Annotated in this window: 12 protein-coding genes; 1 reads left to right on the top strand and 11 read right to left on the bottom strand. The window is 53.0% G+C overall.

Annotation, left to right across the window (positions count from 1 at the left end):
- Nucleotides 1–168: 168 nt before the first annotated feature.
- The 11 genes from BP727_RS02355 to BP727_RS02305 are packed head-to-tail and all read right to left on the bottom strand — an operon-like array spanning nt 169 to nt 10,584.
- Entirely contained in the window at nt 169–1,665 is a 1,497-nt protein-coding gene (locus BP727_RS02355; protein WP_013720409.1) for an NADH-quinone oxidoreductase subunit N, read from the bottom strand.
- A gap of 1 nt (nt 1,666) precedes the next feature.
- Complete coding sequence (locus BP727_RS02350) at nt 1,667–3,169, bottom strand: complex I subunit 4 family protein (protein WP_013720408.1); 1,503 nt, start codon at nt 3,167–3,169, stop codon at nt 1,667–1,669.
- Entirely contained in the window at nt 3,166–5,205 is a 2,040-nt protein-coding gene (gene nuoL / locus BP727_RS02345; protein WP_013720407.1) for an NADH-quinone oxidoreductase subunit L, read from the bottom strand. Before nuoL ends, BP727_RS02350 begins: the two co-directional genes overlap by 4 nt.
- A 3-nt stretch (nt 5,206–5,208) precedes the next feature.
- A complete protein-coding gene (gene fpoK / locus BP727_RS02340) occupies nt 5,209–5,511 on the bottom strand; it encodes a F420H2 dehydrogenase subunit FpoK (RefSeq protein WP_013720406.1) in 303 nt (100 codons plus the stop codon).
- 38 nt (nt 5,512–5,549) lie between these two features.
- Entirely contained in the window at nt 5,550–5,813 is a 264-nt protein-coding gene (locus BP727_RS02335) for an NADH-quinone oxidoreductase subunit J (RefSeq protein WP_048132505.1), read from the bottom strand.
- On the bottom strand, nt 5,800–6,231 hold the full coding sequence (locus BP727_RS02330; protein ID WP_157863829.1) for an NADH-quinone oxidoreductase subunit J: 432 nt from the start codon (nt 6,229–6,231) through the stop codon (nt 5,800–5,802). The genes BP727_RS02335 and BP727_RS02330 overlap by 14 nt, the downstream gene beginning before the upstream one ends.
- Nucleotides 6,231–6,812, bottom strand: coding sequence for a 4Fe-4S binding protein (locus BP727_RS02325; protein ID WP_013720405.1), 582 nt, complete (start codon nt 6,810–6,812; stop codon nt 6,231–6,233). Before BP727_RS02325 ends, BP727_RS02330 begins: the two co-directional genes overlap by 1 nt.
- Nucleotides 6,813–6,824: 12 nt before the next feature.
- Nucleotides 6,825–7,877, bottom strand: a complete 1,053-nt coding sequence (gene fpoH, locus BP727_RS02320; RefSeq protein WP_013720404.1) for a F420H2 dehydrogenase subunit FpoH — start codon at nt 7,875–7,877, stop codon at nt 6,825–6,827.
- 12 nt (nt 7,878–7,889) lie between these two features.
- Nucleotides 7,890–9,602, bottom strand: coding sequence for a F420H2 dehydrogenase subunit FpoD (fpoD, locus tag BP727_RS02315; RefSeq protein WP_286857197.1), 1,713 nt, complete (start codon nt 9,600–9,602; stop codon nt 7,890–7,892).
- A 14-nt stretch (nt 9,603–9,616) separates the two neighbouring features.
- On the bottom strand, nt 9,617–10,189 hold the full coding sequence (locus BP727_RS02310) for an NADH-quinone oxidoreductase subunit B (protein WP_013720402.1): 573 nt from the start codon (nt 10,187–10,189) through the stop codon (nt 9,617–9,619).
- Nucleotides 10,180–10,584, bottom strand: coding sequence for an NADH-quinone oxidoreductase subunit A (locus BP727_RS02305; RefSeq protein ID WP_013720401.1), 405 nt, complete (start codon nt 10,582–10,584; stop codon nt 10,180–10,182). Before BP727_RS02305 ends, BP727_RS02310 begins: the two co-directional genes overlap by 10 nt.
- A gap of 133 nt (nt 10,585–10,717) precedes the next feature.
- Between BP727_RS02305 and BP727_RS02300 the strand changes: the two genes are divergently transcribed.
- Nucleotides 10,718–11,629, top strand: coding sequence for a deoxyhypusine synthase (locus BP727_RS02300; RefSeq protein WP_276836714.1), 912 nt, complete (start codon nt 10,718–10,720; stop codon nt 11,627–11,629).

Below are 11,629 nucleotides of genomic sequence, written 5' to 3'. Positions count from 1 at the left end.
AATAGCGAAACAAAAAAAAGAGGAATAAGCAGGCAGGAGAAAAATTGCTGCCAGCCCGGAGCATATGGCCAAGCCTAAAGCCGCGACCTTGCCGATCTATCCTGCGGAGGAGCGGTATTCCCGAAAAGGCGAACTTGAATCGTTTCTTGCTATGAGATAAAAAAGAAATTACTGAGGCAGCAGTACTGTTGCTGCCTGCAGTGCCCAGTTGATGAACTGATCGGGGAATACACCGATATAGACGACTCCTAGCATGGTCAGAACCAGTGCCGCCATATATCCCTTCGACTCAGCGATCTTCGGCCCGGCGGGCTCCTTCAGATACATGTAGCTGATGATCCTCAGGTAGTACACCAGGGAGAGAGCGCTGTTCAGGATGGCTAAAACCGCTAGCCATACCAGGCCGGAGTAGATGGCCGAGCTGAAGAGCACGAACTTGCCGATATATCCTGCCGTGGGCGGAATTCCCGCCAGGGCGAACATGAAAATCAGCATACAAAACGCCGTGACCGGCGCCCTGCTTGCGAGACCTGCATAGTTGGATATATCATCCGGATCTTCTGCATCGCTTTTGGAGACCATCGAGGCCACCTGAGCTGAGCCGATGAAGGCTCCGGTCTTCATCAGGGCATGACCGAGTATCAGGAGCAAGGCTCCAGCAATGCCCAGCTGATCCGCGGGGAACATTCCCAGGTTCAGCACATTGACCGGGGCATCACCGTAGGCTGCACCTACCACCACAAATGCGATGGCAATATAGCCCGCCTGGGCGATTGAGGAGTATGCCAGTATGCGCCTGACATTATTTTGCCAGCAAGCGGCCAGGTTTCCGAGGGTCATGGTTACTGCTGCCAGTATGGCGAAAGCAAGATACCACTCCACCCTCATGGCCACCAGGGCGATCAGGAGAACCCTGAAGGCCGCGGCAAATCCCATCTTCTTGGAACCTGCGGCAAGCAGCGCCGAGACCAGGGCCGGTGCTCCCTCGTAGGTATCGGGAGCCCACATATGGAATGGCACCAGAGCCATCTTGAAGGCAAACCCGGCGATGACGAATAGCAGGGCGACCAATGTCGCTGCACCGAATGATTCTACAGATGCTGCTGCGACGTCTGCCAGCCTAGTCGATCCGGTCATGCCGTAGAGCAATGAGAAGCCGAAGAGCATGAACGCCGAGGAGACAGAGCCATAGATGAAGTACTTCATGGCCGCCTCCAGGTTCTTCTTCGTCTTGTCAAACGCCGCCATGGCATAGGTGGACAGACTGGCCAGCTCGAAGCCCACGAACAGAGTCACCAGATCTACCGAGCTGGAGACTATCATCATGCCCACAGTGGCCAAGAGGAGCAGAGCGAAGAACTCGTCTGAGCCCTTTCCCGTGTACTTGGATAGCGATGCTATCACTACCAGCAAGGACACAATCAGGAAGACCGCCTTGAAGAACTGGGACAGGGCATCTACCGATATGGTATCAAAGAAGAACAGGGTGGGGGCAATAAAGAGATTGCTTGCCACCAGCCCCAGGGCTGCGACCAGCCCGGCCAGGCTCAGATAGCCTGGAAGTTTTCCACTGTTCTTCATCATGGCCCCCAGCAGCAGTATAAGCACTGCCAGTGCCGTCAATAACGCCTCTCCCCAGAGGGGTGCGTAGTGAGAAAAGTCCACTTCAGATCACCCCCATCTCAGATAAGGTTACAACCGGCTGCAATAGCTGGTTTGCTGCTGTGCCCATCATGTCAGTCATAAGACCGGGCTGCAGGCCGAAGAGCAGAGTGAGCAGAATGATCATGCTCATACTGAACAGCTCATAGGCATGCGGATCATGTACATCCATATACTTCCTCAAAATCGGTCCGAACATGGCCTTCTGCATGGCCCAGAGATGATAGGCCGCAGTGATCACTATGCTCAGGAAGACCACTATCATGACGTATACGGGAAGGGTGGCATAAGCACCGGTCAGTGTCATGAACTCAGCCACAAATCCGCTCATGCCCGGCAGGCCTAAGGAGGCCATAAACCCGGCCATCATGATAACGGCGAACTTGGGCATCCGATCAGCCAGTCCTCCCAGGTCTGCAATGATCCTGGTGCCGACAACGTGCTGAATGGTGCCGGCGGACATGAAGAGGACGCAGGTAATGATTCCGTGGGAGAACTGCTGGAACATGGCACCCTGAATGGATAATGGCACCAGGGCCACTGCTCCCAAAGTTACGAACCCCATGTGGCTAACTGACGAGTAGGCCACAAGCTTCTTGATGTCCTTTTGTGCCAGCGCCAGGAATGCTCCGTAGACGATGGAGAGCACCGCTATGATGGCGATTATGGTCACGAAGATCTTGTCAACGCTGGGCAGCATTGGCACTATGATCCTGAACAGACCGTACCCGCCCATCTTCAGCAGCAGCGCAGCAAGCACCACTGAGCCGGCGGTCGGAGCCTCGACGTGGGCATCCGGCAGCCAGGTATGGAAGGGGAATGCGGGCATCTTGACCAGGAACCCGAGCAGCAGTCCTGCGAAGATGATGTTCAGCAGGGCCGGCGGGAATATCTCCGGGTTTTGGGTGGCCTTCAGCAATGTCAGCATATCAAAGGTTCTCGATCCGTCCGGCAGCTGGTAGGTGAAATACAGAGCGAATATCGCCAGGAGCATCACCAGGCTGGCCACGTGGGTGTAGATGAAGAACTTGATTGCTGCATAGTCCTTTCTCGGTCCGCCCCATGATCCAATGAGGAAGAACATGGGGATGAGAACGATCTCCCAGAAGATGTAGAACAGGAAGAAGTCCAGTGCAGTGAACACTCCGAGCACTCCCACCTCATTTAAGAGAAGCAGGGCGAAGTATTGATTGGGCTTCTTTGTCTCTCCCCAGGAGTATATTATCACCAGTACAGTGACTATGGTGGAGAGGAGGACCAGGGGGAATCCTATGCCATCGACGCCCAAGGTATACTTGACTCCGATGGATGGAACCCAGTTGTAGCTCTCCACGAACTGCATCATAGTTGAGCTCTTATCGAACTCCATGTACATCTGCAGGGATAACACCAGAGGTGCAAGCGAGGCGATCAGAGCCACGAACTTGGCCTTTGTGCCCACAAAGAAGGATACTATCGCTCCCAGCAAGGGAAGGAGTATCATCAACGAGAGCGCGTTTGAGATCATATCAGGCCCACCTCCATTGCCAGACTGATAGCAGCAATTGCAATCACCAGCACCACTATCCCTAGCATTAAAGCAGTGACGTAGTTTTGCACCACGCCCGTCTGAACCTTTCTCACGTGACCTGCAAAGCCCATGACCCAGGCGCTGAGCCAGTTGAGCCAGCCATCAACGATCTTGATGTCTATCGTATTGCTGATCAGAGCCGTGCCGTAGACTATTCCCTCACATATCCAGCCGGTCATGATCTCATGCTGGTAGTAGCCTTTCAGCAGCATCTTTCTGATTGGATCCTTATCCCCGGTCACCTGGCTGGGGTCGAACTTCTTGACCCGATCCCAGTAGAACAGGGCTGCTATCAGAATGCCGCCCAAAGCCACAATATAGGGCAGTAGCTGAATGTGCAATGGTATCGCATGGCTTCCCTCTCCTTCAGCAGCCGCGCCATGGCCTTCCTCAGCAGAGGCATGCTCGCCCTCTTCGGCAGCAGCACCATGCTCTTCAATAAGCGCATGGCCTCCGATGATGCCCAGCTCAACGAAATCCATGTCATAATGCTCGAAGTTGGAGTCCAGATAGTTGTAGAAGTCATGCTGAGCGGCAAAGCCGAATGCGAAGGCGAATATGGCCAGAATCACCAGCGGCCCCAGCATAACCCAGGGAGACTCGTGCTTTCCGTAGTTAGATCTCTCTTTGCCCGTGAAGACGGAGAACCACATTCTGAAGGTGTAGATGGCTGTCAGGACCGCCGCCAGTATGAGGAAGATGTAGGGCAGGAAGTTGATCGCTATGCCGTACTCATAAGCGATCATGATGATCTCATCCTTGGAGAAGAATCCCGTGAATAAGGGGAATCCTGCCAGGGATAATGAGCCTATGAGCATGGTGTACATGGTCCACTTCATGTACTTCCCAACCCCGCCCATCTCACGCATATCATTGGTATTGACGGCGTGGATGACTGAGCCGGCACAGAGGAAGAGCAGGGCCTTGAAGAATGAGTGGCCAATGAGGTGGAACATGGAAACGCCCACCGCAAATGCTCCCACTGCTGCTCCCACACCAAGACCGGCCATCATGAAACCGAGCTGAGAGACAGTGGAGAAAGCCAGCACTCTTTTGATATCAAACGCCGTCAGGCCCATGGTGGCTGCGAACAGGGCTGTGAATGCTCCCACTGCCGCTACCGCGGTCAGGCCGTGAGGTGCGGCATAGAACAGGGGAAACATCCTGGCTACCAGGAATACACCGGCGGTAACCATCGTGGCCGCATGGATCATGGCGGAGACGGTGGTTGGACCCTCCATGGCATCAGGAAGCCAGACATGCAGGGGGAACTGACCTGACTTGCCCACTGCACCACCCAAAAGGCCCAGAGCAATGAGAGTCAGCTGATCTGGCGGTATCTCGGCGATATGAGCATAGATCACCGGGAACTGCAAAAGGTACTCTCCTGGATTGAGGGTGATGTTCAGGTTGACCAGGTTGTTGTAAAGCACAATTATGGCCGCCAGGAACATGACATCGCCCACACGGGTAGTGAGGAATGCTTTCTTGGCAGCGGCTGCTGCAGATGGCTTCCGGTACCAGAATCCAATCAGGAGATAGGAACACAGTCCCACCAGCTCCCAGAATATGAAGAGCTGAAGCAGGTTATCTGCGTAGACCAGTCCCAGCATAGCAGCGGAGAACAGTGCCGCCTCGGCGAAGTATCTCGCTGCGCCCGGGTCGCCATTCATGTATCCATTGCCGTAGATATGGATCAAAGTGACCACGAGGGACACCATGAGCAGCATAATCAGTGACAGTGGATCTATCAGTATTCCCACATTGAAATCGCCAAACCAGTGCATCGACTGATGGACGATATCACCGGGATAGATCTCCTGGAATATTCCAAAGGATATAATGAAGGCGCCTAACGTCGCCAGGACGGTGATAAATCCACCGCCTCTGGGCAGGTGCCAGCCAAAGAAGAGGCACAGCACAAATGCCAGTACAGGCAGCCCAACAATCAGATAAGCTAAATCGGAATACAAAGACTACCACCTCATGGTGTTTATGTTATCCAGGTCAATGGTTCCGTATAGCCTGTATAGTGCGATCAATATAGCAAATCCAACACCCGCTTCAGCTGCCGCCAGCGCTATGGAGAACAGGGCGAATACCTGCCCGTTCATATTAGGCTGGTAGGCTGAGAAGGCAACAAGATTGATGTTGGCGCTATTGAGCAGCAGCTCGATGCACATCATCAGCTTGACTCCGTTCTTCTGTGTGATGAGGCCGTACAAGCCGATGGTGAACATGATGGATGCCAGCAATATGTAAAGCTCCAACGGTATCATCGGTAAACTTCCCTCCTTGTCATTCTTTGTCGCCCTCCCTAGGCGTTCTCCTTTCTTGCCACCCAGATCGCTCCGACCAGGGCTGCGGTCAGGACCAGGGCCAGAACCTCAAAGGAGAAGACATAGGTGGTGAAGATCTCAAACCCTATGTCTCCTACACCGCTCTCAGGAAGCCTCATCCCCTCCGAAGGGGCGTAGCCGAGCGGGTGCTCTGTGACCGGTCCCCAATCGGTTACCGAAAGTGAAGCCACCAGGGCAGCAAGGAAGGCCAGAGTCAGTATAATGAGCTTAAATTTCGCCATGAGACTCCTCCATAATCGTCCTCCTGGTGAGCATCACAGCGAAGAGTATCAAAACTCCCACTGCACCAATGTAAACCAGGATCTGAGCCACACCCACGAAGGGGGCATTCATGAATATGTAGAGCGCAGCCACTCCAGCAAAGGTTCCCAGCAGGTAAAGAGCGCTATGCACAATATTCTTGACCAGGACCGTCAGCGCCGATAAAAGGACAATAATTGTCGCTATGGCCAGAAATGCCAAAAGCTCTATGGCAAAGCGAATATCGTAGTCCAGCAGCCTGTCCAATATCGTCTTGGACCAGGGGGACAGGAATATTATCACCGCCAGTCCGCCGAAGATGACTCCGAGGGCAAGCAAAAGCACCAGCAGCTCGAATATGCTTCTAATCACATTTTTTTCAGGTTCTTTTTCCGACATCAGGAAGCACCTCCTTCTGCGGGTTTGGCCACCGCCTTCTTCTTTTCTGCATTTGCTCCCTCTTTGGCTGGCTTCTTGTCGCCTGCGGCTGCAGCATCTTTTGCCGCAGCCTTCTTGGCAGCGGCCTTCTCAGCAGCAATCCTCTTTGCCTCGGCCTCCAGGTCTGCTACCTCTTTGGCTGAGAACCTCTTGGTGGCCAGGAAATCAGGACCTTTCACGATGTCCTTTCTTTCCCAGCCAGCCATGATGACCTTCTTTCCCATCTTGAGGCATTCGACCGGGCATTCATCCACGCACAGGCCGCAGAACATACATCTTCCGTAATCGATTTGCGGAAACTGCATCTTCTTGTTCTTGAGGGGATTTCCGAACTTGAAGTGCACCATCTCAATGCAGCTGTTGGGACAGACTCTAGCACATGAGCCGCAGCCGATGCATATGGTGGCATCCAGCTCATGAATCCCTCTCTCTGCATCAGGCAGCTCCATCATGAACTCGGGATAGAGCCTGGTGACTTCTATCTCCCGCGAGGCGGTCTTCAAAGGCCAGGTGAAGTTCTTTATCATCTTTCTCTTCAACATCTTACAGCCACCTCATGCAAAGTATGAGCCCACTATTACTGCCCACCCCAGATTCAATATGGATAAAGGCAGCATCCACTTCCATCCCAGGTCAGTCACCTGATCTATTCTCAGACGGAAGAGAGCAGCCCTGATCAATATTATGAACCAAATAACGATTATAACCTTCATGAGCAGCCAGATCATAGGCGATACCATGTCCAGAAGGGGTATGGGTATAATCGGTCCATGCCATCCGCCCAGGAACAGGAGCGAGACCAGAATGGATCCCAAGAGGAAGTTATTGTACTCCTGGAAGTATAGGAGACCCCACCTGATACCGCTGTATTCGGTGCTGTAGCCGCAGATGATCTCCTCTTCTGCCTCGCTCTGGTCGAATGGGACTCTTCCCAGGTCAGTCACCAGGGCGATCATGAAGATGACAAATCCCAGCGGCTGGGCAAATGCATACCAAACGGTCTGGCTTTCTACGATCTCCACCAGGTTGAGGCTATGGGCCATGACCGCTACGGATATGACGCAAACGCCCATTGGAACCTCATAGGCGATCATCCTGGCAATGCCTCGGAAGGCTCCGAGGATTGAGTACTTATTGTTCGAGCTGTACCCGGCCATGAAGACGGCAATGGACATGATGCTGAGAGCTGCTTCCACATAAAAAGCGCTGATATCCATATTGGCGACTACCAGGGGATAGTTTTTGCCACCGATATGCAGTGCTCCAAATGGTATGGCTGCAGCCACCAGCATGGTGCCGGCAGAGGCGATAATAGGAGCCCAGACATAGACCCCCTTATCGACTCCTGCAGGTATGACATCCTCTTTGGTGAATAGCTTGATGGCATCAGCGCCCAGCTGAAGTATACCCCATCTGCCACCCACCCGGTTGGGGCCGAACCGGTTGCAGAAATCGCTCATTACCTTTCTGTCTGCCCAGATCACCAGCATTGCGCCTACATTGACCACGGCAGAAAGCACCGCTGCGCCGATTATGCCTATGATCAGGGCGAATATTGCCGGCTCCTGGGCAGCAAATTGGGTGATGGTATCTATTATTCCGTCCAAATCCTCTCCCTCCTACCTGTCAGATTCAGATGGGCAGCCGTCCATGCTTCCGGCAATTGCCACCGCATCCGCAATGTATACTCCCTCAAGAAGCGGAGTCAAAGTCTGGAATGTAGCATAGAAAGGCCCTCTTACCTTCACCCGGTATGGCTTGTCGCCTCCGTCGCTGATGACGTACATTCCCATCTCTCCGCGCGGGTCCTCGACCCGATAGTAGGCCTCGCCTGCGGGAATCTTCTTGGGAATCTTGGCCTCGGTCTTTATCGGTCCGGAGGGAATTTTATCCAGACATTGCTCTATGATATGAATGCTCTCCAGCATCTCCCTTAGAGTGCAATCGATTCTGTCCGCCGAATCGCCACGGGTTCCGGTGACCACCTTGAAGTCAAGCTCCGGATAGACCAGGATGGGATCCTCAATTCTCATGTCATAAGGAACGCCCGCTGCCCTCAGCACCCTTCCAGCGCAGCCAATGCGCTTAGCGGTCTCGGGCGATATGGAGCCGATATTCTCCATCCTGGCATGGTAGATGGGATCCTGGGCGAAGAGCTCAATGAACTCCTCGATCCTGGACTTCATGTAGGGAAAGACCTTTCGGCATTGCTCGTCGAAGCCCTCTGGAAGGTCGTTTCTTACCCCTCCAAAGCGGACGAATGAATGAGTCAGCCTGGCTCCGGTGACGCTCTCAATCAGAGAGATGATCTTCTCTCTATCCATGATCATGTACTGCCAGGGGGCAAAGCCCACCCCAGCGATCAGGGTCAGGAACTCGCCAGTGCCTATCAGGTGGCTCTGGATTCTGGAAAGCTCCTCCAAGATGACCCGGATGTATTGAGCCCTCAGGGGTACTTCCAGGCCCAAAAGCCTCTCCACTGCTCCGCAGTAGCACTCGTTGTTGCTCAGGGCCGCGACGTAGCACATCCTGTCGGTATAGGTTATCCCCTGGAGCCAACTTCTGTTCTCCATGATCTTCTCGATGCCCTTGTGGATATAGCCCAGATCGAGGAAGGCCTTCTTGACCCTCTCTCCTTCAACCAGTATATCGAGCAGGAAAGGACCGGGAACCATGGCATGCTGCGGCCCAAGATGCATGATCATCTCCGAATCGGATTTGATATGGGCCTCCTCTCTCTCCCGGAATGTGGGATATTTGGGCCTCTCGGTCACCACCGTCCCCGCCTCGACCTCTGCCGGTGTTGGGGGGAAGCGGTATTCGGTATAGCCCTCAGGAGTGGTGATCTGCACTGCCCTCTCTCCAGTGGTCAGGTCAGGATAGCCCTTGAAATCCTTTCTCCAGGGCCAGACCCCAACCAATGGATCGGACAGGAGAAGTGGATACAGCTCTGGGTGCCCCTCGAAGTTGATGCCAAACATCTCCCAAGTCTCTCTCTCATACCAGTTGGCATTCCAGTACATATCGACAAGGGAAGGGACAGATGGATTGTCGCGTGGCGTTTTAACCTTCAGCATGGCCACTACATTATGAATTCCATAGCTGGCCATGATCTCGACGACCTCCATCTCATTTCTGGCGATCCAGTCGACCCCTGCTGAACCTGCGTAGTGGTCGAAACCGAGCTTATCGGTCATGTATTTGCATACATCCCGGATCTTCTTGGAGTCAACTGTGACCCATAACCTGTCATCCGACTCCACTTTGCCGTCTGATACCGCTGCAGGGAAGGCGGACTGGATCGAGCTTAAGACCTCGCTTGCATTTGTCAAGAAAAGATCCCTCCTTAATAGTCTCGCAAGTCCTTACGCTGCTTGATCTTTTCCTGGAGATTCATGAGCCCCTCAAGGAACTGCTCAGGGCGTGGCGGACATCCGGGGATGTAGACATCAATGGGGAAATAGTCGCCTGTGTTCTGGATGATGTTGTAGGAATCATAGAACGGCCCGCCGGATATAGCGCATTCACCAATGGCTATGCACCACTTGGGCTCAGGCATGTTCTCCCACAGGTTCTTGAAGACCGGCAGGTACTTCCGGGTCAAGTAACCGGAGATGATCATCACATCCGTCTGTCGGGGGGTGTTTCTCGGAATGCATCCAAACCGGTCGCTGTCATAGGGTGCAGCTCCGAAGACGAACATCTCCACACCACAGCAGCCCATAGGCTGCATCAAAAAGTATACCGAATTCTTTCTGCCCCAGTTGAAGATATTCTTGATGGGCCCCATCTGGATGATCTCATGGATCTTCTCAGTGGTGGTGAACCAGACCTCAGTGACGGGCTGGCCGAATATAGTCCACTTCTCAATCTCCTCATCGATACATACAGGCACGGGTATGACATCGCTTATACCCAACGCAAAGCCTCCTTCTTGATTGCATAAATCAGTCCAACCAGCAATACAATGATGAATAGGAGCATCTCGAAGACGGCAATATTCATTGATCCGAAGACCATGAACTTTTGCATGGCTTCGTTCGCGTAGACATAGATCCAGGGGTATAAGAACAAAACCTCAACATCGAATATCACAAAAACGATTGCGAAAAGGTAATATTGAACGCTATACTGGATCTTGGCGTCGCGGATTGGTTTCAGCCCTCCTTCGTATATCGATAGCTTTTGGCGGCTAGGTTTATTCGGCGCTATGATTTTAATAGCTGCCAGAGCCGCAATGGGCACTATAGCTCCCATTATCAAAAATATAATAAGTGGTATATAATAAACCACTGCCATCGGTTCGCCGGCCATTGTTTATCCTCCGTAAAAGCTAAACATAAGGCCTGGTATAAAAGGTTTATGAGAAAAAATTTCGCGTTGCACAAGTTCAATCACAATTTTCCAGGACTATTTGGCAAGCATTATCATCATTAAGGTGAATAAAATGGATGCAGTACATCAGCTAAAGATCGAGCCGGGGATGAGCATAGATGCTCTGGTCAGGGGATGGAGCCAATGTGGCTTTGGAGCCAGAAGGCTGGCCCAGGCAGCGGACATATACGAAAGGATGCTTTCTGGAGATTTTACAAAATTTCTAACCCTATCGGGTGCGATGGTCCCGGCAGGGATGAGGCATGTGGTCTCAGATCTGATTCGGGGTGGCCATGTGGATGTGCTGGTGACAACTGGAGCAAACCTGGTGCATGACATAATAGAGTCCTTTAGCTGCCACACCCTGGGATGTGCCGAATCGAATGACTCCTCCCTCCGAACTTTAGGGGTGAGCCGGATCTATGATGTATTCATCAGGGATGAGGACTTCGTGGCCTTCGAGGAGCTGATGCAAAGCATCTTTCCGGAAAGCGCTGAATCTATATCCGGCAGGCAATTGTTGAACATCCTGGGCAGCAGGATAAGTGACGAGCGATCAATATTGCGCTCGGCATACGACATGGAGGTGCCCGTATTCTGTCCCGCTCTTCCCGACTCCATGATAGGCCTGCAGGCTTGGATGTTCAGCCAGACGAAAAAGCTCTCTGTGGACGCATTTGCCGATATCAGGGAGATCGTCGACATCTGCTACAACAGTGAGAGGGCGGGAGTTGTGATCGTTGGAGGTGGGGTTCCCAAGAACTTCACCCTGCAGTCCATGCTGGTCACACCAAATAGCTTTGATCTCGCGATTCAGCTCACCACGGATACCCCAGAGAACGGAGGCTTGTCCGGGGCAACGCTATCCGAGGCCATCTCCTGGGGCAAGATATCGGAGAGCGCAAGCTATGTGACGGTTTACGGGGACGCGACAATTACCCTGCCATTGATGGTGGGGGCGGCGCTGGAGAGGCTGAAAAAATAG

The sequence above is a fragment of the Methanosaeta sp. UBA356 genome (assembly GCF_002496465.1).
GTDB lineage: Archaea > Halobacteriota > Methanosarcinia > Methanotrichales > Methanotrichaceae > Methanothrix > Methanothrix soehngenii.
The sequence above is the reverse complement of the archived record's forward strand: the minus strand, read 5'-3'. Positions and strand labels throughout refer to the sequence as shown.

What these genes read in the sequence shown, in the direction of transcription:
- BP727_RS02325 (WP_013720405.1), bottom strand. Translation starts at nt 6,812, where the DNA reads ATGTTGAAGAGAAAGATGATAAAGAACTTCACCTGGCCTTTGAAGACC.
- BP727_RS02335 (WP_048132505.1), bottom strand. Translation starts at nt 5,813, where the DNA reads ATGGCGAAATTTAAGCTCATTATACTGACTCTGGCCTTCCTTGCTGCC.
- BP727_RS02305 (WP_013720401.1), bottom strand. Translation starts at nt 10,584, where the DNA reads ATGGCCGGCGAACCGATGGCAGTGGTTTATTATATACCACTTATTATA.
- fpoK (WP_013720406.1), bottom strand. Translation starts at nt 5,511, where the DNA reads ATGATACCGTTGGAGCTTTACATATTGCTGGCATCCATCATGTTCACC.
- BP727_RS02300 (WP_276836714.1), top strand. Translation starts at nt 10,718, where the DNA reads ATGGATGCAGTACATCAGCTAAAGATCGAGCCGGGGATGAGCATAGAT.
- BP727_RS02350 (WP_013720408.1), bottom strand. Translation starts at nt 3,169, where the DNA reads ATGATCTCAAACGCGCTCTCGTTGATGATACTCCTTCCCTTGCTGGGA.
- BP727_RS02330 (WP_157863829.1), bottom strand. Translation starts at nt 6,231, where the DNA reads ATGTCGGAAAAAGAACCTGAAAAAAATGTGATTAGAAGCATATTCGAG.